Consider the following 24,836-nt stretch of genomic DNA (forward strand, 5'->3'; position numbering starts at 1 on the left):
CAAGGACCGAAACCGGACCGTTCGGCACTTACCAGCGAACCAGAACAGCGCCCCAGGTGAAGCCGCCACCCATCGCTTCCAGGAGGACGAGATCGCCCTTCTTGATGCGGCCGTCGGCGACGGCCACCGAAAGCGCCAGCGGCACGGAAGCTGCCGAGGTGTTACCGTGCAAATCGACCGTAACCACCACCTTTTGCTCAGCTATCCCGAGCTTCTTGGCGGAAGCGTCAATAATTCGTTTATTGGCCTGGTGCGGCACGAACCAGTCGAGATCATCGGCCGATATGCCGGCTTGCGAGAACGTCGCCTCGATGACGTCGGTGATCATGCCGACCGCATGCTTGAAGACTTCGCGGCCCTCCATCCGCAGGTGGCCGACGGTGCCCGTGGTCGACGGCCCGCCATCGACGAAAAGCTTGTCCTTGTGGGTTCCGTCGGAGCGCAGGCTGGCCGCCAGGACGCCATGGTCGGCGATCGTGCCAGCGCCCTCGCCTGCTTCCAGGATCAAGGCGCCGGCGCCGTCGCCGAACAGCACACAGGTCGAGCGGTCGCTCCAGTCGAGGATGCGCGAGAATGTTTCCGAGCCGATCACCAGGACCCGTTTGGCCTGGCCGCCCCGGATGTAGAGATCGGCGGTGGCTACCGCATAGACAAAGCCCGAGCAGACCGCCTGCATGTCGAAGGCAAAGCCGTGATGCATGCCGAGCCGGTTCTGGATCTCGACAGCCGTGGCTGGAAATGTGTTGTTGGGCGTCGAGGTCGCCAGCACGATCAGATCGATGTCGGCCGGCGTAAGACCCGCATTGGCAAGGGCGGCACGCGCCGCCGCCTCTCCCAGCGAAGCCGTCGTCTCGTCATCAGCTGCGATATGGCGCTGGCGAATGCCGGTGCGCTGGGCGATCCACTCGTCGGAGGTTTCGACCATGCCTTCGAAATCGGCATTCTTCATGATTCGGCGGGGCAGCGCGGCGCCCGTGCCGCGCACGACTGATCTGATCAAAGCTCGTTCCTATTCCTTTGCGTCGCTAACGACGTCGGATTTCCTGTTTGCCTGGGCATGCGGATTGCGCGCATGGAACAGATCGAGGTCGGCCTCGATACGGTCAAGCAAATTGTTGCGCACCATGTCGTAGCCAAGCTCGATCGCCGCGGCGAAACCGTCCGAATCAGCACCACCATGGCTCTTTACCACGATGCCGTTCAGCCCCAGGAAGACGCCGCCATTGGAGCGACCGACATCCATCTTTTCGCGCAAGCGATCGAAGGCGCCCTTGGCGAAGATATAACCGATCCTGGCCATCAGAGTCCGGCTCATTGCCGCGCGCAGATAGCCACTGATCTGGCGCACAGTGCCTTCCGCCGTCTTCAACGCGATGTTGCCAGCAAAGCCTTCGGTGACGACAACGTCGACCACGCCCTTGCCGATGTCGTCGCCTTCGACGAAACCATGATAGTTCATTGAGGCCATATTGGCTTCGCGCAGCATGCGCCCGGCCTCCTTGACCTCTTCTTGGCCCTTGATCTCCTCAACCCCGACATTGAGCAGACCGACGCTGGGCCGGGCGATGCCGAAGACCGAGCGCGCCATGCCGGTGCCGAGAATGGCAAAGTCGATCAGCTGGTGCGCATCGGCGCCGATGGTGGCGCCGACGTCCAGTACCACGCTCTCACCGCGCAATGTCGGCCAAAGGGCTGCGATCGCCGGGCGATCGATGGTGGCCATGGTGCGCAGGCAGAATTTCGACATCGCCATCAGCGCGCCAGTGTTGCCGGCCGAGATGCAGGCGTCCGCCGTGCCGGCCTTGACCGCTTCGACGGCCTTCCACATCGACGACTTCCAGCGGCCGTGGCGCAGCGCCTGGCTCGGCTTGTCGTCCATCCTGACCGCTATTTCGCAATGGAAGAACTCGCTGACCTCGGCGAGCTTGGGGAACTTGGCGAGTTCCGGGCGCACGACCTCCTCACGTCCGTAGATAACGAAGCGGATGTCGGGACGGCGGGTCGCGACCGTCATGAGCGCCGGAATAACCACGGCTGGTCCGTGATCGCCGCCCATGGCATCGATGGAAATCCTGATCACGCGGTATTTATCTCACGGTTAGGCGGCAGGTCGCTTTAGCGACCGCGAAGGTTCGGCGAAAATAACGGTTTTGGGCTGCCGCACAACCGACTTTTCCGTCGCGGCCGAGGTTTTCAGGATTTTCCCAGCAAGGATCGCAGTTTTTGCTGAAATTCATTCTCTGCCGGTTCGGTCTCGCTGCCGGCATTCAACGAGGCGCCCTGCTTGCGCGGATAAGGGTCGATGGCCAATCCGAAGTACTGCTCGGCAAGTGCCCCGACATCGATCGTGTCACCGGAAAATGTTTCGGGACTGTCAGGGCCTTCCGCGTCGAGCAGGATCTCGCCGCCGCCATCAAAACCCTGCCGTCCAAGCTTGGAGTCCTCGGGCAGCAACAGAGCTTCGACCGGTTCGTCGATATGCGCTTCGACAGGCTCGAGCGTGACGATGCAGGCCTGGGTGATGTCGGCTTCGACGCGACCACTGATCTTCACGCCATTGCGCTTCCATGACGCAACCAGAAGCTCGGCACGATAGGATTCGACCGAAATCAGCCCGTGCTCCTCGGCCAGTGCCGCACGCTGTGCGGCATCGGCCTCGATAGTCACCGGCAGACCCTTCTGCGGCAGGCGCGTGACATTGGCGCGGAAGGATACCGGGCTTTGCGGGTCAACGTGCTTCATTGTTCACCTCCCTTGGCGGCGGGAAAGGCCAGCGTGCCGGAAACAATCGATTCGGGTGTCTGCGCGGCCAGCCGGCTGCAGGCGTCGGTGACATAGTTGGCCAGCAGTGGGGCTTCCGACCAGGCGCCGGCATCGGGCCGGACATTGCGGGCAAGGGCCGCGGTGAGCCCGTCGAGATCGTTTCTTTCCAGGGCGTCGTCATAGGCGGCGGTTCGGCCATAAAACATCTTTGCCAGCTTTTTCATGCGTTTGGGCACGCCAACGTCGCCAATGCCCAACTCCCGCAGCGAATGATCGACGTCGAGGAAGAACTCGTCGATCAGCACCTGAGCGACCTCTTGCGCCACGCCAGCCTCACCGCGCAACCGGTGCTGGAACAGGAACATGTGCAGCGACAGCATCTCGAAACGGCCAAGCGGCGTGTCAGGCACATTCCAGTGGGAATAAAACACGGTCTGCCGCGCCGCCGCCACGATTTGTGCGTAAAGCGCCTCGGTGATAGCGCGGTTGGCGTGGCGTTCGCGGCCAAAAAAGCGCTGGAACATTGGGGATGGTCTCCCGGGGACCGTTTGTTGAAGTGGCCTTGTTGCATCGGCAAGCAAGCTGGTTTACCGGTTTTGCGGCCCAGCGCAAGTTGCGGCCAGGTAATGGAGTTGTTGTTGCGCGCGCTGAATTTCAAGTCGACCTTCTCGTCCAGGCCCGCTGGCGCAATCTCGCTGCTGGTGATTGTTTCGGCGCTGTCGGCCTGCCACACCAACAAGATGATCGGTGACCTCAGCCCCAGCGAGACGCTGACGCAGGGTTACGTCATCGACCAGCAGGCAGTCGATTCGGTGCCTGTCGGCTCCAGCCGCGAGCAAGTGATCCTGGCTCTTGGCACGCCGTCGACCACGGCCACGTTCGACAACGAGGCGTTTTATTACATCTCGCAGACGCGCAAACGCTACGTTGCTTTCGACAAGCCGAGGCTGGTCGACCAACATGTGCTGGCAGTCTATTTCGGCAGCGATAGCCGCGTCACCCAGATCGCCAATTACGGCTTGAAGGATGGCAAGATGTTCGATTTCATCTCGCGCACCACACCGACCGGCGGCAAGGACCAGAACTTCCTTAGCCAGATCATCAACGGCGCCAGCAAGCTGGCCCCCGGCATTCCCGGCGGCGGCACACCCTGATCTCCAGACTCTGAAGTTCCCCTTCGGGAACGCAGTAACATCTCAGGCGACCAAAAACCCGCGGGAGCAATCCTGCGGGTTTTTGTTATGGCCAAGGCAAGCCCGGCTTGCCAGCAATGGGGCAAGCCCGTATCAAATCCCGGGCTTTTGGGGTTTTGAAAATGAACAGTGGCGAACGCGTAGCACCGGACGGCTGGATGGCCACGGGGACGCCTGACCGGCAGATCGTGACATCCGATTGGCTTGCCATCGATCCTCCGCCAATCGACGGCGTCAGGATCAAGGAAATCAGGCCGGTCGCGACATCCAACGGCTACCTGACCGAGGTGTTCCGGGATGAGTGGGACCTCGATCAATTGCCCGTCGGCCAGGTCTTCCAGCGCACGATGTATCCGGGTGCGGTGACCGGCTGGCATGCACACAAGGTGACGCTGGATCGACTTTTCTGTTGTGTCGGCAGTGTGCGCATATCGCTCTATGACGGACGAAGGGCTTCGCCCAGCTTCGGCACGGTCTGGCACAAGATCGTCGGCGCGTTGCGACCAGCGATCGTCGTCATCCCGCCAGGCGTATGGCATGGTGTGACGGCGCTCGGGCCGGAGATCGCCCTGCTGCTCAATCTCGTCGACAAGGCCTATGCGTATGACGCGCCGGACCATTGGCGCCTGCCGCCGGACACGGATCACATCCCCTATAAGCTGGTGTAGCGTGGAACGACCCGGCCAATCCGATGCAACCGGGCAGAACACGCCGCTCGCCTCCGTGGTGATCGCAACCCATAACCGCCCCGCCGCCTTGCGACAGGCGCTGCGCAGCGTGCTGGGCCAGACCCTGCAGGACTTTGAAATTCTGGTGATTGGCGATGCCTGTCGCCCAGACACGGCGGCGGTCATCGCCGAATTTGGCGATCCGCGCATCGTCTATGTCGACCTGCCGGTCAATTTCGGCGAGCAATCCGGCCCCAACAATATCGGCCTTGCCAGGGCACGCGGCCGGTTCGTGGCCTTGCTCAACCATGACGACCTCTGGTTTCCGGACCATCTCGCGGCGATGACCGGCTGGATCGATGCGACCGGCGCCGATATCGTCATTGCTCGCGGAGCCATCATCGAACCAGCGCGGACGAAAAGCGATCCTCTCAAGACCTCAATCTATGGGATGGGCAATGGCGGGTTTTATGATCCCGTCATCACAGCCGGATACGGATCGGCACAGATGGCCAGGCGGGCATCGCTGGGCTGGCTCGGCCCCTGGCGCCCTGCCAGCGAATGCTCCTGCGAAAGTTCGCAGGACTGGCTCTTCCGGGCCTGGCGAAAGGGAGCCGTGATCGCGACCATGCCACATCTGACGGTGCTCAGCATCTTCTCCGGCCAGCGCAGTGGCAGCTACGTCGAAGACACGGCGGTGGAACAGGAAGAACTTGCCAACGACATGCTAATGCCGAACGATCTGCGCATCAAAGTTCTGGCCGCAGCGGCGGCCCCCTCTCGCCTGAAGAAATCCAGCTATCTGAAACGCAGGCTTTGGGCCGCGTGCGGTATCCATCCGAGATCCGTCGAGTTTCGCCGCAAATACGGGCGCGGCGCCTTCGTCACCAGGCTACGTGAGATACGCGGCCTGCCGGCGATGCCCTCGCGAGAACCTGGGTTGGACGACTTGTTGGCCCGCTACCGCAAGCTTGCCGAGAGCGATGGAGCCAAGCCGAACGGTGGCTGAAGCACCGTGCCTGATCCGAGCCAAACAAAAACCCGCGGGAATCGCTCCCCGCGGGTTTTGTTTTCGAGCGAAGCTTGCTTAGCCGTGCGCGAGCACGGCCAGCAGCAGGAGCGCCACGATGTTGGTGATCTTGATCGCCGGATTGACGGCCGGGCCAGCGGTGTCCTTGTAGGGATCGCCGACCGTGTCGCCGGTCACCGAAGCCTTGTGCGCTTCGGAACCCTTCAGGTGCTTGACGCCGTCCTTGTCGACAAAGCCGTCTTCGAAGGACTTCTTGGCGTTGTCCCAGGCGCCGCCGCCCGAAGTCATCGAGATGGCGACGAACAGGCCGTTGACGATGACGCCTAGCAGCGAGGCGCCAAGGGCGGCAAAGGCGGACGCCTTCGAACCCGAGATCAGCAGCACGCCGAAATAGACGACGAGCGGCGCCAGCACCGGCAGCAGCGACGGGATGATCATCTCGCGGATTGCCGCCTTGGTCAGCAGGTCGACCGCGCGGGCGTAGTTCGGCTTCGAGGTGCCGGCCATGATGCCCGGATCCTCGCGGAATTGCTTGCGCACTTCCTCGACGATGGCGCCCGCCGCACGGCCGACGGCCGTCATGGCGATGCCGCCGAACAGATACGGGATCAGGCCGCCGAAGATCAGGCCGGCGACGACGTAGGGGTTGGAGAGATCGAAGGAGATCTCGCCCATGCCCTGGAAGTAGGGATATTTGTCGCCATTGGCGGCAAAGAACTTCAGGTCGTTCGAGTAGGCGGCAAACAGCACCAGTGCGCCGAGACCGGCCGAACCGATGGCGTAGCCCTTGGTCACCGCCTTGGTGGTGTTGCCGACCGCGTCGAGCGCGTCGGTGGAGTGGCGCACTTCCTTGGGCAGGCCGGCCATTTCGGCAATGCCGCCGGCATTGTCGGTAACCGGACCGAAGGCATCGAGCGCAACGATCATGCCGGCAAGACCGAGCATCGTCGTGACCGCGATCGCCGTACCGAAGAGACCGGCAAGCTGATAAGTCGAGATGATGCCACCGACGATGACGATGGCCGGCAGCGCCGTCGATTCCAGCGAGACCGCGAGGCCCTGGATGACGTTGGTGCCGTGACCGGTGACCGACGCCTGGGCGATGGAGTTGACCGGGCGCTTGTTGGTGCCGGTGTAGTACTCGGTGATCACGACGATGAGACCGGTCACCACGAGGCCGATCAGGCCGCAGATGAACAGGTTCTTGCCGGTAATAGTCATGCCGGCAACGGTGCCGATCTCGCCCCAGCCGAGCGTCACCTGAGTGGCGACGCCGAGGCCGACGATGGACAAGAGGCCGGTGACGATCAGGCCCTTGTAGAGCGCGCCCATGATCGAGCCGTTGGAACCGAGCTTGACGAAGAAGGTGCCGACGATCGAGGTCAGGATGCAGGCGCCGCAGATGGCAAGCGGATAAAGCATGGCCGCACCCAGAACGGCGGTACCGCCAAAGAAGATGGCAGCCAGAACCATGGTGGCGACGACGGTCACCGCATAGGTTTCGAACAGGTCGGCGGCCATGCCGGCGCAATCGCCGACGTTGTCGCCGACATTGTCGGCGATGGTGGCCGGGTTGCGCGGATCGTCTTCGGGAATACCGGCTTCGACCTTGCCGACGAGATCGCCGCCGACATCCGCACCCTTGGTGAAGATGCCGCCGCCGAGACGGGCGAAGATCGAGATCAGCGATGCGCCGAAGCCGAGCGAGACCAGCGAGTCGATGACGATGCGGTCATTGGGCTGAAGGCCCATGAAGTGGGTCAGGATGAGGTAGTAGATCGATACGCCGAGCAGGGCCAGGCCAGCAACCAGCATGCCGGTGATGGCGCCCGATTTGAAGGCGATGTCGAGGCCGGCAGCGAGGCTGTTCGATGCGGCCTGCGCCGTGCGAACGTTGGCGCGAACGGAGACATGCATGCCGATGAAGCCGGCGGCGCCCGAAAGGACTGCGCCGATCAGGAAGCCGATCGCGGCGGTGATGGACAGCAACCACCAGGCGAGCACGAGGACGACGACGCCAACGATGGCGATGGTGGTGTACTGACGCGCCAGATAGGCCTGTGCGCCCTCGCGGATGGCCGCGGAGATTTCCTGCATGCGTGCATTGCCCTGATCGGCCGCAAGGACCGAACGTGTCGCCCAGATGGCGTAAAGGATTGAAAGCAGGCCGCAGGCGATGACGGCGGAAATAATTGTCATTGCCGGATTTTCCTCGATTGATGGCCCAAAAGAACCCCTCCCTGGGCCGTTGAGACAAAGACCGGATTCCGTGCACGGAATCCGCCTCTTCGCAGCGGTGTATGCGAAACAGGGCTGCGAACGTCAAGATATTGTTCGGTTTTTGCCCGGCTTTCGCCGCATTGCGTTCGTGCAAACCGATTGAATTGCACTCAGGCCAAACCGTGCCCGGCATAGAACGGCTTGCCGCCGCCCTGAAAGCGCTGGCGCTCGTCGCCCAGCCACTGCGCCACCTGCCCATCCGTCGGGGCCGCCAGATCAGGTGGAGTGCCCCTGAACATCACCGTCTTGCCGAATCTCGACGCCTTGAACAGCTTGGGAGTGGAGTGCTCGCCACGCTTGCCGATGTAGCGTGCATGGCAGGCGAACGTGGATACGCGAACCGCGCCACGCTCGGCACAGGCTATCCAGCGGGCGGCATCCTGACTGGTGATCGTATTGCTCCAGCCGCGTCCGGCGTAGAAAGCCCTGATCGCCTCATGATCGCGCCTGGAGTAGTCGCACTCGCCGACCAGTTCGAGATACTGCGTGCGAAACGGCCGCTCGGCCAGCCAGGCACGCCGGGTGAGCGCGGCGCCCCAGTTCTCGTGCATCGCGATGAGATCATGGGCTCGGTGCCGTTGCACGCGCCGGCTGGCCCAGAGATCACCATAGGCCGCGACATAGGCTATGCGCTGATCTTGCTCGGCGAGATCGAGAAGTTGCCCGACAACACCGAGGTAGTTGGGCGAAAGCACCAGGTCATCCTCGAGAAACAGGGCCTTCTCTGCCCGCAAATCCTCGAACACATGACGCTCTGCGCGTTCGTAGTTCATCGCGATGCCGAGGTTTTCCGGCGCCTCGACCACCTCTCCCCACGGGATAATCCGGCGAAAGGCCGCGACGCATCGTGCAATCAGTTCGGCACGGCCCTTCTGGCGACCACTCCAGCGGTTCCAGCCGCCATCCTGAAACAGCACAACCCTGTCCGGCTCGGCGATCTGGGGGCGAAGGCTGTCGAGCACCCGGCACAGGTAGTCCGGCCTGTCGAACGAAAGGATCGCAATCGGGAAATCGACCGGCCGCGCCGGTTTTGCCTGCCTGGGGCGCCAAAGCCGGCAGCCGAGGCCTGACAGCCAATCCATGTTCCCGCCTCACCTCTTGCTGTTGCGCCTGCTGTGTTGTGCCCACCTTCGTTGAACAAGCTTTGCAATTCTCAAGACAATGGCAAGGGGCTTGAGAACGAAAGGGGCTTGAGAAGTCGGCGCTCCTTGGAGCCAACTCTCGACCGCCTTGCCAAGCCACCGTGCGCCGGCGGCTATTCCGCCTCCCGCCCCATGCGGCGCGCCGTGTAGCGCTCGATCGCCGACAGACCGTCATAGATCAGCACGGCAAGGGCCGCCACGATCAGGCCGCCCTGCAGGATGAAGGCGAGATTGTTGGACAACAGCCCGGCGATGATCACTTCGCCCAGCGTCTTTGCTGCCACCGTCGAGCCGATGGTGGCGGTGGCAAGGCTGATCACCACCGACAGCCTGATGCCGCCCAGAATGATCGGAGCGCTCAGCGGCAGCTCGACCTTGGTGAGCCTTTGCCAACCGGTCATGCCGGCGCCGCGCGCCGCCTCGACCACATTGGCCGGCAGCGTCGTCAGGCCGGTCAGCGCATTTTCGAAGATCGGCAGCAGGCCGTAGAGAAACAGCGCGATCAGTGTCGGCTTCTCGCCGAAGCCGACGGCCGGCACGGCGAGCGCCAGCACTGCCACCGGCGGAAAGGTCTGGCCGATGTTGACCAGGCTGCGCGACAGCGGCAGGAATTCGGCGCCGGCCGGTCTGGTAACCAGGATGGCAAGCGCCACCGCGACGATGGTGGCGGCCACGGTGGCGATCAGAACCGTGCGCAAATGCAGCAATGTCAGCGTCAGCAGGCTGCCCTGATTGTAGATCACCGGCGCATTGTTCTCGGTCAGCGGCTTCAGCAGCGGCTCGAACCAGCCGGGATTGGTGACGAAGGCAACGAGCAGCACCACCAAGGCCAGCCTGAGCAGCGATGGAAGCCAGGCCTTCATGCCGGCCTCGCCGCGCGCTTCACCAGACCGTCGACCGTGACGCGGCCAAGCGGCTTGCCGTCGGCGCCTTTGACCGGCAGCGCCGGCCGGCCCGACCACAACAATTCGGCCAGCGCGTCGCGCTGGCTGGCATCGCCGGGGATCGCCTCGCCTTCGGCGGAGCCCTTCTCCACGGCATCGCGGACCCGGCCGAGCGACAGCAACCGGAACGGCCTTTCGCTGGCGCCGACCAGGGTCTCGACGAAGGCGCTGGCCGGCTTTGCCAGGATCTCGGCGGGCTTGGCGTATTGCACGAGCTTGCCGGCATCCATGACCGCGATCTTGTCGCCCATATGCACGGCCTCTTCCATGTCATGGGTGACGAGGATGATGGTGGTGCCGAAGCGCTTCTGGATCGCCAGCAGATCCTCCTGCGCCTTGGTGCGGATGATCGGGTCGAGCGCACCGAACGGTTCGTCCATCAACAGCACGTTGGGCTCGGCGGCGAGCGCGCGGGCAACGCCGACGCGCTGCTGCTGGCCGCCGGACAGTTCGTGCGGGTAGCGTGGCCCGAAGGCTTCGGGATCAAGCTGATAGAGGGTCATCAACTCGTCGACCCGGGCCTTGATGCGGGCCTTGTCCCAGCCGAGCAGCACCGGCACGGTGGCAATGTTCTGCGCCACCGTACGATGCGGAAACAGGCCATGGCCCTGGATGGCGTAGCCGATGCTGCGGCGAAGTTCGTAACCAGGTAGCGAACGGTTGTCGGCGCCGTCGAGCTTGATGATGCCCGAGGTCGGCTCGACCAGCCGGTTGATCATGCGCAGCAGCGTTGTCTTGCCGGAACCGGAGGTGCCGACAATGACGCAAATCGTGCGCGGCTCGATGACCATCGAAACGTCATCGACCACCGTTGTCGCGTCATAGCGCTTGGTAATGCCTTCGATCTCGATCATGCCGTTTCAACCCTGCGCTTGGTGGCAGTCATTTCGATCACCGCATCGAGGACAATGGCGGCGGCGAAGGCGAGTGCGACCGTCGGCACGGCGCCAAGCAGCACAAGGTCCATCGCCGTCTGGCCGACGCCCTGGAAGACGAACACGCCGAACCCACCGCCGCCGATCAGCGCGGCAATGGTGGCAAGGCCGATGTTCTGCACCAGAACGATGCGGATGCCGGTGAGGATCACCGGAAAGGCCAGCGGAAACTCGACGCCGAACAGGCGCTGCTTGTCGGTCATGCCCATGCCGCGCGCCGCGTCGTTAGCGGCACGCGGCACGCCGGCGAGACCGACCACGGTGTTGGCCACCACCGGCAGCAGCGAATAGAGGAACAGCGCGACGAAGGCGGGCGCCGTGCCGATGCCGCGAATACCGAGCGCGGCCGCCCCCGGCACATGCGTGGCAACCCAGCCAAGCGGCGCGATCAGCAGACCGAACAGCGCGATCGAGGGAATGGTCTGGATGATGTTGAGCACGTTGAGAACGCCGGCCCGCAGCCTTTCGACGCGATGGCACAGAATGCCGAGCGGCAGGCCGACGATCACCGCGGCAGCCAGCGAACCAAGCGCCAGCGTCACATGCTTGGAGCCCTCCGCCCAGAAACTGTCGGCGCGGTTGAAATATTCCTTCAAGATCGACAGATTGTCCCAGCTTCCCGAAATCAACAACAGCCCGATCGCCAAAGCCGCGACAACAAGCACGCCCACTCGTGCCAAAGGCGACAGGTTGAGCCGTGTCAGTACGTCGGCGAGCAAAAGCGTGAAGGCAAAGATAAGAATCCAGAAACCGGAGGCCGGTGAGATCCTGGCAAAGGTGTTGCCCGCCGGCGTGAGAAATGTGCCGGCGACGCCGATCAACAGCGCGAGCGCGGCAAGCGCCACCACACTGGCGGCAAGGCGCAGCGCAAGCGGTGTCCTGAACAGCGCAACGAGCGCGGCAACGACGATGATGGCGAGAAGCAGCGTGCCCGTCGTTGCCGGCAGCGCCTCGAGAATCGAGCGCGCCTGGCCAGGAACGATGCGGTTGGCGCGGAACGTAGCGAAAGGGGCCAGGAACGCCGAATAGGCAGTGATCGCGGCGATGACCACACCGAGCTTGTCGAACCGGAGGGTCATGGCGCGCGCGCCTGCAAAGCGACGTACCCTGAGGAAGATGCAGCTACAGGATTGTGACATCTGCGCGAGGCGCCCCCCTCTGGCCTGCCGGCCATCTCCCCCTCAAGGGGGGAGATCGGATGCCTCGATGGCTTTCGCCAACTTTCAGCAGTGCAAGCTGAGTTCCGGCGCCGATGCTGCCACTCTCCCCCTTGAGGGGGAGATGTCCGGCGGGACAGAGGGGGTGCTTCGCACCAACGTCACTTTGTTGAAACGCGCTGACTACTTCAAAAACCCGTTCTTCCTCAAAAAGTCCTCGGCGACGCCCTTGACCGGCTCGCCGCCGACCTGCACGCGGCCATTCAGCTCCTGCAGCGTGACGAGGTCGAGCTTGGCGAAGACCGGCTTCAGCAGCGTCTCGATCTCGGGATGTTCCTTCAGCACCGCTTCGCGGATGATCGGCGCCGGCTGGTAGACCGGCTGTACGCCCTTGTCGTCGTCTAGCACGACGAGCCCGGACGGTGCGATGCCGCCATCGGTGCCGTAGACCATGGCGGCGTTGGCGCCACTGGTCTGGTTGGCGGCCGCGGCAATGGTTGCAGCCGTGTCGCCGCCGGAGAGCGTGATCAATTGATCGGGCTTCAGCGTGAAGCCATAGGTGGTCTGGAAGGCAGGCAGAGCGGCGGCCGAATTGACGAACTCTGCGGAAGCCGCAAGCACCACCTGACCGCCGCCCGCGACATATTTGCCGAAGTCGGTGAGCGTGGCGAGCTTGTTGGTCTCAGCAACCTCCTTGCGCAGCGCGATCGCCCAGGTGTTGTTGGCGGGCGACGGCGACAGCCAGACGATCTTGTTGGCCTCATAGTCGAGCTTCTTGGCTGTCTCATAGGCCTTGGCGGCATCCTTCCAGACCGGGTCGTCGGCCTTTTCGAAGAAGAAGGCGGCGTTGCCGGTGTATTCGGGATAGATGTCGATCTCGCCAGCCGTGATCGCCTTGCGCACCACCGGCGTGCCGCCGAGCTGGATACGGTCTGATGTCTTGATGTTGTTGGCGTTGAGGACGAGCTGGATGATGTTGCCGAGCACGCCGCCCTCAGTGTCGATCTTCGAAGAGACAACCACCTGGGCGCTGGCGGAAACCACTGTTACGCCGAGCGCCAATGCCGCGCTGGCCAGAACCTTGACCGAAAACATCGTGAAAACCCCTTGCTGTGAACCGAAATGCGGTGGCCGCATATGAGCATGGCTTCAACGGCCAGTCGGGGCACACGGTTTCATAACAATAGGCACAGACGCAATATTTTTGTTGGGAAGGTCAAATTTCGAGGCGACACTGGCGATCTGCTGCCATCTGGCGGATAATGCAGAGACGGTGCGGGTGGCAAACACGGAGAGCGTGTCATGGCCATACACAAAGTCGGTTACCTCATCGGCAGTCTTGCCCGGGAATCCATCAACCGCAAGCTTGCGAAGGCGCTCGTTCAACTGGCTCCTCCGGAACTTGAGATGACGGAAATCGCCTTCAGGGATCTGCCCCTTTACAGCTACGACTATGACGCCGATTTCCCACCGGTCGCCCAGGATTTCAAAAAGGCGATCGCCTCCGTTCAGGCCGTGCTGTTCGTCACGCCGGAGTACAATCGCTCGATCCCTGGCGGATTGAAGAACGCGATCGACTGGGCCAGCCGCCCTTATGGAAAGAATTCATTCGCGCGCAAACCGTCCGCCGTCATCGGAACATCGCCGGGCGCCATCGCAACCGCTGTTGCCCAACAAAGCCTGCGCAGCGTCCTGAGCTTCTGCAACTCACCTCAGATGAATGCGCCGGAAGCCTATATCCAGTTCACGCCGGGACTGATAACGGACGATGGCGAAGTGACGGTCGAATCCACCGAGGACTTCCTACGCAACTATATGGCTGAGTTCCACATGTTCATAGCGCGGGTGCTTCAGGTGTTGCCGCCGGACGCATAGATTTGGCGTCAAACCGGGCGCGCGCTCGTCACCTTCAGCGCGCCTAGCGCCACGAAACAGAGCACAGTGACCGGAAAGATCATCCAGTTCAGCATTTCCCAACCCCAGGCGTTGTAGACCATGCCCGACAGGAGCGACGCGCAGGCGACGGAACCAAACAGGACGAAGTCGTGGAAGCCTTGCACCTTGCCCTTTTCCGAGGGCCGGTAGCTGGCCGCCACCATCGCCGTGGCGCCGATGAAGCCAAAATTCCAGCCGAGGCCGAGCAGGATCAGCGACGTCCAGAACTGCCACAGCGCCAGGCCCGACAGGGCGACAATGGCGCAGCCGATGAGCAGGACCAGGCCAATGGCCACGATGCGTTCGGCTCCGAAGCGATGGATCAGCGAGCCGGTGAAGAAGCTTGGCGCGAACATCGCCATGACGTGCCAGGAGATGCCGAGCGTCGCGTCGGTCTCCGACAGTCCGCAACCGACCATGGCCAGCGGTGCGCCCGTCATGACGAAGCTCATCAGCGCGTAGCTGCCGACCGCGCAGAAAAGCGCGGCGACGAAACGCGGCTGCGTGACGATCTCGGCCAATGGCCTGGCGTCGCTGGCGGCGATCTCCACCTTGCCGGGTGCTTTCGCCGGCAGCCGCAGGAACGACAGGATGATGGCGCCGACCGCGGCCAGCGGCAGGATGGAGATGAACGAACCGGCAAACATCACCGGCGCCAACAATTCGCGGGTGAAGATGACGATCTGCGGCCCGAGGATGGCGGTGATGATGCCTCCGGCCAGCACGAAGGAGATGGCGCGCGCCTTGAACTCCGGCGGTGCGTTGTCGGCGGCGGCGAAGCGGAACTGCTGGACGAAGGCGCCACCGACGCCGATCGTGAGCAAGCCAAAGGCAAACAGCCAGAAGCTGCCTTGAAAGAGCGCCAGCGTGGCGACGAGGCCGCCAAGCGCCGTGACGATGGTTCCGGTCATGAAGCCGCCGCGCTGCCCCATGCTGCGGATGATGGCCGCCGCGGGCAGCGCGCCGAGCGCCACGCCGATGTTGAAGCCGGTGATCGGCGCCGTTGCCAGCGATTTGTCGGGACCAAGCAGATATTGCCCGGCCAGCGCTCCCATGGAGATGGCGATGGGGGCGGCCGAGCCGATGATCGCCTGCGAGGCGGCGAGGATCAGCGCGGTGCGCCGCGCCTCCTTGCCCGCTGCCTCGACGGCGATTGCCGTCATGATGCGTCCTTGCCGCGCCCCTCGCCACGCACCCGGCGTGACACACGGTCGAGCACGGCATTGACCAGCTTCGGCTCGTCTTCCTCGTAGAAAGCCTTGGCGATGTCGACATATTCGGAGACGATGACCGCGACGGGAACATCCTCGCGCTTCATCAGTTCGTAGACGCCGGCGCGCAGGATGGCGCGCAGCGTCGAATCGAGCCGCGACAGCGGCCAGTCCTCGGTCAGCGCCTGGCGGATGATGGGATCGATGGTCTTCTGGTTCTCGACGACACCCGCCAGGATGGCCCGAAACCATTGCGCATCGGCCTCACGGTACAGCGCGCCGTCGACTTCCTTGCCAAGGCGAAACGCCTCGTATTCGGCGGTGATCTCGAAGACGCCGCTGCCGGCGACATCCATCTGGTAGAGCGCCTGCACGGCGGCCAGACGGGCAGCGCCGCGCTTGTTGGCGTGGCGCACTGCCGGCTGGCCGGGCGAAGCGGGCTCGCTCACGATCGCGCTCCCAGTTGTTCCTTGAGGGCAATCATGGTCAGCGCCGCACGCGCGGCAAAGCCACCCTTGTCGCCTTCCGAGCGCTTGGCCCGAGTCCAGGCCTGTTCGTCGTTCTCGGTGGTCAGGATGCCGTTGCCAATGCAGACCGAGTCCTGCACGCTCAGGTCCATAAGCGCGCGGCTGGATTCATTGGCCACAATATCGAAATGATAGGTGTCGCCGCGGATGATGGTGCCGAGCGCGACAAAGCCATCATACTGTGTGCCGCCTTCCGCACCGTCCAGTGCGAAGGTAATCACCGCGGGAATCTCGAGCGAACCCGGAACGGTGACGACGTCGTAAGTCGCGCCCGCTTCATCGAGCGCGCTTGTCGCACCGTCGAGCAGCGCGTCGGCAAGGTCGTCATGAAAGCGCGCTTCGACAATGAGCAGATGCGCCTTCGTCTTCGGACGAATGAAGGCTTTGCCGTGTTGGGATGTACCAGCCATAAAAGTCTCCGGGGGTTGCCGGTGACTTAGGCCGAAGCCGGGTTCATCGCAAGCGAAGATGTTACGCGCGCCCGGTTTGCCGACCTATTCAGGTTCACCAACCTCGTTTTTGAGATGGCCGTCGAGGCTCTCAACCCAAGCCAGCACGGCCTGATGATCAATCACACGACCAGCGTCCACATCGGCCAAGGCCTCAGGCGTCCGTCGCCGGTATTCCTCTTCCGGCAAAACCGAGATCCGTCTATCCTTAAGCCGTCAAAGCCCTTCTTTCGCGGCCTCCACCAGCCGCGCCGCGTAGCGCGCCATGGTGTCGATCTCGAGATTGACGCGGTCGCCGATCTTGCGCTCGCCCCAGGTGGTCACGGTCAGCGAGTGGTGGATCAAAAGCACATCGAAGCGCGTGCCTTCTACCCTGTTGACGGTAAGCGATGTGCCGTCGAGCGCGACGGAGCCCTTTGGCGCGATGAATTTCGCCAATTCGCGCGGCGCCTCCAGCGTAAAGCGCACGGCATCGCCCTCGTCCTTGCGCTCGATGATCTCGGCCATGCCGTCGACATGACCCGAAACGATGTGGCCGCCGAGTTCGTCGCCGATCTTCAGCGCCCGTTCCAGATTGATCCGCGTGCCCGACTTCCAGCCCATCGCCGTCGTCAGCCTGAGCGCCTCTTCCCAGGCCTCGACCTCGAACCAGCGTGCGTTCGAGCCGCTGTCGGGCAAGGCCGTGACGGTCAGGCAGACGCCGCCGCAGGAGATCGAGGCGCCGATGGCGATGGTGTTTGGGTCATAGGCGGTGTCGATGCGCAAACCCACCCCTTCCCTGAGCGGCTTGACGGAAGCGACAGTGCCGACATCGGTGACAATTCCGGTAAACATCGATGCTGATCCCTAGAGGTCTCTTACCCACTCGGCGTAACTATCTTCGCCGAAACGCATCTCGCGCAGCTTGCGAAATCCTGCCGGGATATGGTCAGCGTCGATCGGCGATGCAATGCCGTCATCGCCGATCGCTTCCGGCCCCTGGAACAGCACGATGCGGTCAACCAGCCCATCGGCCAGGAAGGCGCTCGCCACCTTGGCGCCGCCTTCGACCAGCACGCTGGCCATGCCGAGCGCGGCCAGATCCTCGAGCAGTTCCGGCAGCGCGACGCCGCCCTCATGCGTCTCGGTGCCGATGAAGCGCACGCCGGCGCGTTCGAGTGCTGCCCGCCGCAGCGGATCGGCCTCCAGGCAAGCGGCGACATAGAGCGGCACCCGATCCACGCCCGAAACCAGCTTCGAGGCCTCCGGCAACCTGATCTGGCGGTCGAGCACGATGCGGGCGGGCGAACGGTTCTCCAGCCCCGGCAAACGCACCGTCAGGGCCGGATCATCCTCAAGGGCCGTGCCGATACCAACCAGTATGCCATCCGCCTCGGCCCGCATCAGATACACTTCGCGGCGCGCAATATCGCCGGTGATCGACACCTGCCCACCGCCTTCCCTGCCGATCTTGCCGTCGCTGGAAAGCGCAAGCTTGAGAATCACTTCGGGGCGTTTTCTCAACGATCGGATCAAATAGCCGGCCATCTGCTCGGCGGCTTCCGCCGCCAGCACCTTCTCGACCACCTCGACGCCGGCGTCGCGCAGGATCGCGTAGCCCTTGCCGGACACGCGCGAATCGGGATCGCTGGCCGCACCGACGACGCGCACAACACCGGCGTTGACCAGCGCATTGGCGCAAGGCGGCGTGCGGCCATGGTGGGCGCAAGGTTCGAGCGTGACGTAAGCGGTGGCGCCGCGCGCCAGCTCGCCGGCCTCTGCCAGGGCCTCGGTCTCGGCATGGGGGCGACCGCCGACGGCGGTGACGCCGGTGCCGACGATCATCGGGCCATTGCCGTCATCGCGCACGATCAGCGTGCCGACAGACGGGTTGGTCGCGGTTCGCCCGGCATTCTTTCGCGACAGTCTGAGTGCCGCCGCCATGAAACGGTGGTCGAGGGCGGCCTGTTCGCTTGCAGTCATACTCAGCTGGCTTCCTCTTCACCTTTGATTTCGTCGCCCTTGAGTTCGCCCAGCAATTCGTGGAAATCCTTGGCCTCGCGAAAATTGCGGTAGACCGAGGCGAAACGGACATAGGCGACGTCGTCGAGCGATTTCAGCGCTTCCATGACCAGCCGGCCGACTTCTCCCGAAGCAACTTCGGTCTCGCCGGAACTTTCGAGCTGGCGCACGATGCCGGTCACCGCGCGATCGATGCGCTCGGGATCGACATTGCGCTTGCGAACGGCGATCTCCACCGAGCGCAGCAGCTTGTCGCGGTCGAACGGCACTTTGCGGCCCGATTTCTTGACCACGACGAGGTCGCGCAACTGCACGCGCTCGAAGGTGGTGAAGCGGCCGCCGCAATCGGGGCAGACGCGGCGCCTGCGGATCGCCGCGCCATCCTCGGCGGGGCGCGAATCCTTCACCTGCGTATCTTCTGACTGGCAATAGGGACAGCGCATGGAGAAGCCTTTGGTTGGCGAATCTGGTGAAGCGAAAGGCTTAGAGGTTTTTGCAACGATGGCAAAGTATTGCCACCAGCCCCTCGCCCCTCAGAGATAGCGAGGCGCAAGGAAAATTGCGAGGGCCGCAACCAGCCAGACGACGATGCCGCCAAGCACAGCCAGCCGGTAGTCGACCTTGTCGATGAAAAGCCAACAGGCGCCGAGGAAGGCAAGATAGGCTGGAATGGTTTTCACGCCGGCAACGCAGGCCTCACGAAAGCCGAATGCACTGCCCTTGGCGCCCACTGCCAGCAAGGCGATGACAGCAAAGGTGGGCGCCAGGGGCAAGATGCCAGGCAGCACATTGCCGCGTTTCGATGCCCAGACGATCAGAGCCGTAACCAGCCCGCCGATCAGGCCTTTCCAGACAATGTCCATCGAATGCCTCCTGGAAAGATCCGTCCGGTCGCCTCAGGGGGCGACGTCGGCGGTCGGAAACCCGCACGATGCGCCGAGACTGCGATAGGCCTTGGTGAACCCGTCCATGGATATGCTTCCAACCGGCGCGTCGCCAAAGGAGACATCAAGCACCGCTGCCCGCCGCATGGCGCGCAAGAGCGCCAGGCTGGTCTTGGCCTGGTTGTCCACGGTCCAGCTGAGCCGGCCGTTGACGGCGCCATCGGAATGGAGTTTTGCGGCAACGTGGCCCTTGTCGTCGCCGAAGGTGGCGGCGACGGACTTGCCGGCCGGCAGATCCTTGTTGTCGACGGCGATCGTTACGGACGGGTAGGCATCCGGCGGCAGTGCATCGCCGTTCGTGATGATGAGCGTCAGGGTACCGGGCACGCCACCGGCACCGACAAAGGCGGTCGAGGCAGCGCAGGTCTTGCGCAGATCCTCACCGGTGTCGACCTCGTCAACCAGGGTCGACCACCTGCCAAAGGTTTCGAGCTTGGGTGCCGCCTGGGCGGGCGAAGCGGGTGCGGCCGGAGGTGCGGGTTGCGTCGGCTGAGCGGGTGCAGTTTGCGCCAGGGCGACGCCGGAGAGCGGCAGGACAATCAAAGCGGTCAGGACGCCAACGGCGCCAAGGTCGGCGAAACGAAATAGTCGCATCATCAAGGCTCCTGCCGGTCGCCCCGGCCTGCTGAGACGACGCTTGTCGTCCGCAGCAGGCGGTAAGACTTCCTATCGCGTCAGCCGAGATAGGGATAGAGCGGGAAACGATCGGTCAGCGCCACGACCTTGGCCTTGACCGCTGCTTCGACAGCGGCGTTGCCCTCGTCGGAATTGGCGACCTTGAGACCATCCAGCACTTCGGCGATCAGCTTGCCGATCTCGCGGAACTCGGCCTGGCCGAAGCCGCGCGTGGTGCCGGCCGGGGTGCCGAGACGCACGCCGGAGGTGACGAAAGGTTTTTCCGGGTCGAACGGGATGCCGTTCTTGTTGCAGGTGATGTTGGCGCGGCCGAGCGCCGCCTCGGCGCGCTTGCCGGTGGCGTTCTTGGGCCTGAGGTCGACCAGCATCAGATGGTTGTCGGTGCCGCCGGAGACGATGTCGAGACCGGTCTCCTTGAGGCTGGAGGCAAGCGCCTTGGCGTTGGCGGCGACGCTCTCGGCGTAGACCTTGAAGCTAGGCTTCAGCGCCTCGCCGAAGGCGACAGCCTTGGCGGCGATGACATGCATCAGCGGGCCGCCCTGCAGGCCGGGGAACACCGCCGAATTCATCTTCTTGGCGATGTCCTCGTCATTGCACAGGATCATGCCGCCGCGCGGGCCGCGCAGCGACTTGTGCGTCGTGGTGGTCACGACATGGGCATGCGGCAGCGGCGACGGATGCACGCCGCCGGCGACCAGGCCGGCGATGTGCGCCATGTCGACCATCAGATAGGCGCCGACCGCATCGGCGATCTCGCGAAAACGCTTCCAGTCCCAGACGCGCGAATAAGCAGTGCCGCCGGCCAGGATCAGCTTCGGCTTGGTCTCATGCGCGGTCTTCTCGATGGCGTCCATATCGAGCAGATGGTCATCCTGGCGCACGCCATAGGAGACGACCTTGAACCATTTGCCGCTCATGTTGACCGGCGAACCGTGGGTCAGATGGCCGCCGGAATTGAGGTCGAGGCCCATGAACGTGTCGCCGGGCTGCAAGAGCGCCAGGAAGACGGCCTGGTTCATCTGGCTGCCGGAATTCGGCTGGACGTTGGCGAAGTTGCAGCCGAACAGCTTCTTGGCGCGCTCGATGGCCAGTTCCTCGGCCACGTCGACGAACTGGCAGCCACCGTAGTAGCGCTTGCCCGGATAGCCCTCGGCATATTTGTTGGTCATGATCGAACCCTGCGCTTCAAGCACGGCGCGGGAGACAATGTTTTCCGAGGCGATCAGCTCGATCTCGTGGCGCTGACGACCGAGTTCGTTGCGGATGGCGCCGAAAATCTCCGGATCGGCGTCGGCCAGCGTGGTTTCGAAGAAGGATCTCGAATTTGTTCGACACTGCCGCTGCTGTTGCCATGGCCTGAAATCCTCGGGGTTCGGGGGCAATTTTTGATTTATGCATGTCGTTGTCCCAAAACCGCTGCACACTTTTGGGCGACATGCATTTGCCGCGCCATTAACACAGTTGTTTTCGCCCCGCCACGTTTGCCACGCGAAATTTGCTGGCCGGATTGCGCCAGCGAAGCCTTCAGGTCGCTATTTCCTCGCCTTCCGGCCCCTCAGCAAGGCCTCGGTGAGCGTGATCTCGGTAAACAGCGCCTGCGACGTGTGGTCGTTGATCTCGCCGCTCCGAAACATGTCACGCACGGCTGCGCGCTCGGCCTCGATGCCGGCGAGCCGCAGTTCCAGCTCCAGCCTTCCAGCTTCGCGGGCCTGGGCGCGGGCTTCATCCGCTTCGTCAGAGGCGGCAATGCGGCGCCGGTAGCCGGCGACGATGTTCTCGGCGGCGGCAAGCCTGGCGCCGGGCACCTCGCCTCCCTCATCATCAGTTGCTCCGGCGATGCTTTCGATGCGCGCGATTGCCGCCTTGGCGGCGCCGACACGCGCCAGGCGCTCCTCGGCGGCACCGGCATCCTCACCGGGCTCGACCAGTCCCCTGGCGATCGTTGGCAAAGCGAGGCTGGCAAAAACCAGCGAGCAGATGATGACGCCGGCAGCGAGGAAGATGACCAGGTCACGCGCCGGAAACGGCGAACCGTCCGGCATGGCGAGCGGCAGCGACAATATGCCGGCGAGCGTGATCGCGCCACGCACACCGGCCACCGAACCGGCGAGCCGCACGCGCAGCCCGAAAGGCTCCACCTTGCGCTTGCCCAGACGCGCGGCAATGCCGGCAGCGATATCGCCGACCCATATCCACAGGAAGCGCAGCGCGATCAGGCACAGCGTCAGCGCGATGACGGTCGCGATCGGCTGGATGATCGGATGCATGTTCATGAGTTCCGGCGGCACATGGCGGATGATATCGGGAAGCTGCAGCCCGAGCACGATGAAGAGAGCGCCGTTGAAAACGAAGGAAAGCGTCGTCCACAGCGACATCGTCTGCATGCGCGCCGAGACGCCGAGGAAGCGGAACACGCCCGAGCCGCCGGTGAGCAGGCCGGCGGTGACCGCCGCCAGGATGCCGGACGCTCCGATGTGCTCGGCGCCGAGATAGGCGATGAAGGGCAGCAGGATCATCACCAGCACCTGCGCCTCTGCCGGGACGCCGCCGATGCGGTTGAGCAGTTGCAGCAGCTTGGCGGCGACGAACAGCGCCGCGACGCCGACCAGGATGCCGGCGACGATGGCATAGAGGAAACTGAGCGAAGCGGCGGCGAATGAAAAGCTGCCGGTCAACACTGCTGCGACGGCGAAACGGAACATGACGAGGCCGGAAGCATCGTTGAGCAGCGACTCGCCTTCGAGGATATGCATCAGCCGCGCCGGAACGACATTCTTGTCGACGATGGAGGACACGGCCACAGCGTCGGTCGGCGACAGCACCGCGGCGAGCGCGAAGGCGACCACCAGCGGGATGCTCGGCACCAGCCAGTGCAGGGCGTAGCCGAAGCCGACGATGGTGAAGAACACCAGCCCGATGGCAAGATCGAGGATCGGTCCGCGCAGCGCCATCAGTTCACGCTTCGGCGCGCCATAGGCATCGCCAAACAGCAGCGGCGGAATGAACACCAGCAGGAACAGCTCCGGATCGATCTCGACATGGATGCCGCGCACCGGCCAGGCGAGTGCCGCGCCGATGGCAATCTGCAGCACCGGCAGCGGCACCCGCACCAGGCGCACCAGCGCGCCGGAAAGCGCGACGAAGACGAGCACGACCAGAATGAAGACGGCGACTTCCATGATCCGGTTCCAGACTTGTCAGCCGACCATGCGCAAAGCCGGCCGATCCGTCCAGCCGCCCCTCCCGCGAAAAAACGCAGCGGCACCCGAACAACGAAAAAGGCCGCCCTGAACGGCGGCCTTTTCTATAAGAAAATCAGCTACTTAAAGCGATGACGTGATCTGCAGCTCATTGTTGCCGTCGAGCGCGTAGACGTCGTCGCGGAACTGCACGACGCCTGGGGCCGTAGACCAGGCCGAAAGATAGAGGAAGTGGACCGGCACCGGGTTGGTAATCTGGATCGGCGTGTTTTCGCCGGTCTTGATCGCCGCCTCGAAATGCTGACGGTCCCAGCCCGGCGTGTCGCGCAGGATCCAGGTGACGAGGTCGCGCACATTCTGCACGCGCACGCAGCCCGAGGAATCGAAGCGCATCATCTTGCCAAACAGGCTCTGCTGTGGGGTATCGTGCATGTAGACGCCGTCGGGGCTCGGGAAATTGATCTTAACCGACGCCATCGCATTGCCCGCGCCCGGATCCTGGCGGAAGCGATACTTGGCCGCGTCGTCGGTCGACCAGTCCACATTCATCGGATCGACTTCGCTGCCGTCCGGCGCGAATAGGCGGATATGGCTGTCCTTCAGATAATCGGGATTCTTCCGCATCAGCGGAATGATGTCCTTGCGCACGATCGAGACCGGCGCGTTCCAGTATGGATTGACGATGATCTCGTTGATCTTGGAATTGACGATCGGCGTCTGGCGGTCGATCTTGCCGACGATCGCGGTGTGACGGAGCACGACGCGGTCGTTCTCGACCGCTTCGATCTGTGCTGCCGGAATGTCGACCAGCACATAGCGACTGCCCAGCGTACCGGCCTTCTCGCGCAGCCGCTGCAGATTGGTCTGCAGCTGGCCAAGCCGGATCTGCGCCGAAACGTTCATCGCCGCATAGGTGTACTTGCCCATCGAGCCATCAGCCGGCAGGCCGTGACGCAACTGGAAGCGCTTGACCGCCGAGTCGACATAGGAGTCGAAAGCCGTCGAAATGCCGGCGCTCTGCGACAGGTCGCCCGCGACCATCAGGCGCTTGCGCAGCGGCACCACATCGGGATCATCGACGCCGAGTTGCAGTTTCTTGGTCGCGGGAACCTCGACCCAGCCGCCCTGCCCGACAATGTTCTGATATTGTGCGACCGCCTGTTCCGTAAAGGCGACGGTCTGCGGGCTGAAGATCGGCAGCGTCGAGGCCACCTTGCCGCCCTCGCTGGCGCGGGCGTCGAACTGGTCGTCCCAATTGCCGCGCGTCGAGGATTTCAGGATATCCCCGATCACGTCCTGCGCATTGGCGCCGCCAGCAACCATCGCGGCTGCGAGCGCGGAGGCTCCGGAGAGGAAAAGGCGGCGGCTGGCTTTCATGGACGTTCCAGACATTTCTTGTAGCGTTCGATCTGCTGCATCAGGTTATAGGGCGCTCTTGCCCGTACTCTAGAGTTGGCAATCTTAACAATCCGCCAACCATGTCCGTATCAGTTCGGCCACAAACGCTCGGGGCACGATACGGGTTCCGGGTGACGCGCGGCCTTGACCGCAGCATCACCGGCATCCTCGGTTCCATTGGAATATGGCGGCAACGTGGCTTTCGGTTGAATTTGGCCCGGCAAGCGCAGCGAAGTGAAAAGACCCGTGCTTTTTCGGCACCGATCCGCGATCGCCCGCCAATATCGACCGGTGAACCACAAGCACTTGATGATACACCGACATCTCGCCCAACGCGAGGAACGAGGCTATGCCTGGTGCCATTGCAGCCATCGCGGCATTCGCCTTGGCCGGAGGCCCGAACGCCAGCCCACCGACGCCGGA

The 24,836-nt window shown here is 63.5% G+C and carries 25 protein-coding genes and 1 pseudogene; 4 read left to right on the plus strand and 22 right to left on the minus strand.

Annotated elements, in window-relative coordinates:
• Nucleotides 1-28: 28 nt before the first annotated feature.
• The 4 genes from HB777_15755 to HB777_15770 form a co-directional block, all read right to left on the minus strand.
• Nucleotides 29-1,000 (minus strand): ketoacyl-ACP synthase III, encoded by a 972-nt coding sequence (locus HB777_15755; protein ID QND65208.1) that lies wholly within the window; start codon nucleotides 998-1,000, stop codon nucleotides 29-31.
• Between the two features lie 9 nt (nucleotides 1,001-1,009).
• The gene (gene plsX / locus HB777_15760; protein ID QND65209.1) at nucleotides 1,010-2,080 is read right to left on the minus strand and encodes a phosphate acyltransferase PlsX; all 1,071 of its coding nucleotides are present in this window, start codon (nucleotides 2,078-2,080) and stop codon (nucleotides 1,010-1,012) included.
• A 113-nt stretch (nucleotides 2,081-2,193) separates the two neighbouring features.
• Nucleotides 2,194-2,742, minus strand: coding sequence for a DUF177 domain-containing protein (locus HB777_15765; GenBank protein QND65210.1), 549 nt, complete (start codon nucleotides 2,740-2,742; stop codon nucleotides 2,194-2,196).
• Nucleotides 2,739-3,287: a ubiquinol-cytochrome C chaperone gene (locus tag HB777_15770; GenBank protein ID QND65211.1), complete on the minus strand. Its 549-nt coding sequence runs from the start codon at nucleotides 3,285-3,287 to the stop codon at nucleotides 2,739-2,741. Before HB777_15770 ends, HB777_15765 begins: the two co-directional genes overlap by 4 nt.
• A 114-nt stretch (nucleotides 3,288-3,401) precedes the next feature.
• On the opposite strand from HB777_15770, the gene HB777_15775 reads away from it, so the two are divergent.
• The 3 genes from HB777_15775 to HB777_15785 all read left to right on the plus strand — a co-directional run bounded on the left by HB777_15775 (nucleotide 3,402) and on the right by HB777_15785 (nucleotide 5,633).
• On the plus strand, nucleotides 3,402-3,917 hold the full coding sequence (locus HB777_15775; protein QND65212.1) for an outer membrane protein assembly factor BamE: 516 nt from the start codon (nucleotides 3,402-3,404) through the stop codon (nucleotides 3,915-3,917).
• Between the two features lie 161 nt (nucleotides 3,918-4,078).
• Nucleotides 4,079-4,624 (plus strand): dTDP-4-dehydrorhamnose 3,5-epimerase, encoded by a 546-nt coding sequence (locus HB777_15780; protein ID QND65213.1) that lies wholly within the window; start codon nucleotides 4,079-4,081, stop codon nucleotides 4,622-4,624.
• Complete coding sequence (locus HB777_15785; GenBank protein ID QND65214.1) at nucleotides 4,560-5,633, plus strand: glycosyltransferase family 2 protein; 1,074 nt, start codon at nucleotides 4,560-4,562, stop codon at nucleotides 5,631-5,633. The genes HB777_15780 and HB777_15785 overlap by 65 nt, the downstream gene beginning before the upstream one ends.
• Before the next feature lie 78 nt (nucleotides 5,634-5,711).
• Here the strand turns inward: HB777_15785 and HB777_15790 are convergent, their stop codons facing one another.
• The 6 genes from HB777_15790 to HB777_15815 all read right to left on the minus strand — a co-directional run bounded on the left by HB777_15790 (nucleotide 5,712) and on the right by HB777_15815 (nucleotide 13,207).
• Nucleotides 5,712-7,853, minus strand: a complete 2,142-nt coding sequence (locus tag HB777_15790; protein QND65215.1) for a sodium-translocating pyrophosphatase — start codon at nucleotides 7,851-7,853, stop codon at nucleotides 5,712-5,714.
• Between the two features lie 191 nt (nucleotides 7,854-8,044).
• Complete coding sequence (locus HB777_15795) at nucleotides 8,045-9,016, minus strand: hypothetical protein (GenBank protein ID QND65216.1); 972 nt, start codon at nucleotides 9,014-9,016, stop codon at nucleotides 8,045-8,047.
• A gap of 173 nt (nucleotides 9,017-9,189) precedes the next feature.
• A complete protein-coding gene (locus HB777_15800; GenBank protein ID QND65217.1) occupies nucleotides 9,190-9,939 on the minus strand; it encodes an ABC transporter permease in 750 nt (249 codons plus the stop codon).
• A complete protein-coding gene (locus tag HB777_15805) occupies nucleotides 9,936-10,874 on the minus strand; it encodes an ABC transporter ATP-binding protein (GenBank protein ID QND65218.1) in 939 nt (312 codons plus the stop codon). Before HB777_15805 ends, HB777_15800 begins: the two co-directional genes overlap by 4 nt.
• On the minus strand, nucleotides 10,871-12,034 hold the full coding sequence (locus HB777_15810) for an ABC transporter permease (protein QND65219.1): 1,164 nt from the start codon (nucleotides 12,032-12,034) through the stop codon (nucleotides 10,871-10,873). The genes HB777_15805 and HB777_15810 overlap by 4 nt, the downstream gene beginning before the upstream one ends.
• A gap of 261 nt (nucleotides 12,035-12,295) precedes the next feature.
• Nucleotides 12,296-13,207 carry an ABC transporter substrate-binding protein gene (locus HB777_15815; protein QND65220.1) on the minus strand — a complete coding sequence of 304 codons (912 nt, stop codon included), beginning with the start codon at nucleotides 13,205-13,207 and terminating at the stop codon, nucleotides 12,296-12,298.
• Nucleotides 13,208-13,414: 207 nt separating this feature from the next.
• On the opposite strand from HB777_15815, the gene HB777_15820 reads away from it, so the two are divergent.
• Nucleotides 13,415-13,987, plus strand: a complete 573-nt coding sequence (locus HB777_15820; protein ID QND65221.1) for an NAD(P)H-dependent oxidoreductase — start codon at nucleotides 13,415-13,417, stop codon at nucleotides 13,985-13,987.
• Nucleotides 13,988-13,995: 8 nt separating this feature from the next.
• On the opposite strand, the gene HB777_15825 is transcribed toward HB777_15820, so the two are convergent.
• From HB777_15825 to HB777_15880, 12 genes and pseudogenes are all read right to left on the minus strand, one after another.
• Entirely contained in the window at nucleotides 13,996-15,210 is a 1,215-nt protein-coding gene (locus HB777_15825) for an MFS transporter (protein QND65222.1), read from the minus strand.
• Nucleotides 15,207-15,707, minus strand: coding sequence for a transcription antitermination factor NusB (gene nusB / locus HB777_15830; protein ID QND65223.1), 501 nt, complete (start codon nucleotides 15,705-15,707; stop codon nucleotides 15,207-15,209). Before nusB ends, HB777_15825 begins: the two co-directional genes overlap by 4 nt.
• The gene (locus HB777_15835) at nucleotides 15,704-16,195 is read right to left on the minus strand and encodes a 6,7-dimethyl-8-ribityllumazine synthase (protein QND65224.1); all 492 of its coding nucleotides are present in this window, start codon (nucleotides 16,193-16,195) and stop codon (nucleotides 15,704-15,706) included. Before HB777_15835 ends, nusB begins: the two co-directional genes overlap by 4 nt.
• Before the next feature lie 84 nt (nucleotides 16,196-16,279).
• Nucleotides 16,280-16,417, minus strand: a pseudogene (locus HB777_15840) (CopG family transcriptional regulator).
• Between the two features lie 33 nt (nucleotides 16,418-16,450).
• Nucleotides 16,451-17,068: a riboflavin synthase gene (locus HB777_15845; protein ID QND65225.1), complete on the minus strand. Its 618-nt coding sequence runs from the start codon at nucleotides 17,066-17,068 to the stop codon at nucleotides 16,451-16,453.
• A 12-nt stretch (nucleotides 17,069-17,080) separates the two neighbouring features.
• A complete protein-coding gene (gene ribD, locus HB777_15850; protein ID QND65226.1) occupies nucleotides 17,081-18,196 on the minus strand; it encodes a bifunctional diaminohydroxyphosphoribosylaminopyrimidine deaminase/5-amino-6-(5-phosphoribosylamino)uracil reductase RibD in 1,116 nt (371 codons plus the stop codon).
• Nucleotides 18,197-18,198: 2 nt separating this feature from the next.
• Nucleotides 18,199-18,678 (minus strand): transcriptional repressor NrdR, encoded by a 480-nt coding sequence (gene nrdR / locus HB777_15855; protein ID QND65227.1) that lies wholly within the window; start codon nucleotides 18,676-18,678, stop codon nucleotides 18,199-18,201.
• Nucleotides 18,679-18,768: 90 nt separating this feature from the next.
• Entirely contained in the window at nucleotides 18,769-19,098 is a 330-nt protein-coding gene (locus HB777_15860; protein ID QND65228.1) for a hypothetical protein, read from the minus strand.
• A gap of 33 nt (nucleotides 19,099-19,131) precedes the next feature.
• Nucleotides 19,132-19,776: a hypothetical protein gene (locus HB777_15865; GenBank protein QND65229.1), complete on the minus strand. Its 645-nt coding sequence runs from the start codon at nucleotides 19,774-19,776 to the stop codon at nucleotides 19,132-19,134.
• Between the two features lie 77 nt (nucleotides 19,777-19,853).
• Nucleotides 19,854-21,113, minus strand: coding sequence for a serine hydroxymethyltransferase (locus HB777_15870; GenBank protein QND68785.1), 1,260 nt, complete (start codon nucleotides 21,111-21,113; stop codon nucleotides 19,854-19,856).
• A 234-nt stretch (nucleotides 21,114-21,347) separates the two neighbouring features.
• Nucleotides 21,348-22,994, minus strand: a complete 1,647-nt coding sequence (locus HB777_15875; GenBank protein QND65230.1) for a Na+/H+ antiporter — start codon at nucleotides 22,992-22,994, stop codon at nucleotides 21,348-21,350.
• Nucleotides 22,995-23,138: 144 nt separating this feature from the next.
• Nucleotides 23,139-24,392: a L,D-transpeptidase family protein gene (locus tag HB777_15880; GenBank protein ID QND65231.1), complete on the minus strand. Its 1,254-nt coding sequence runs from the start codon at nucleotides 24,390-24,392 to the stop codon at nucleotides 23,139-23,141.
• Nucleotides 24,393-24,836 lie beyond the last annotated feature (444 nt).

Source organism: Mesorhizobium loti, from assembly GCA_014189435.1.
In the GTDB taxonomy this organism is placed as follows: Bacteria; Pseudomonadota; Alphaproteobacteria; order Rhizobiales; family Rhizobiaceae; genus Mesorhizobium; species Mesorhizobium loti_G.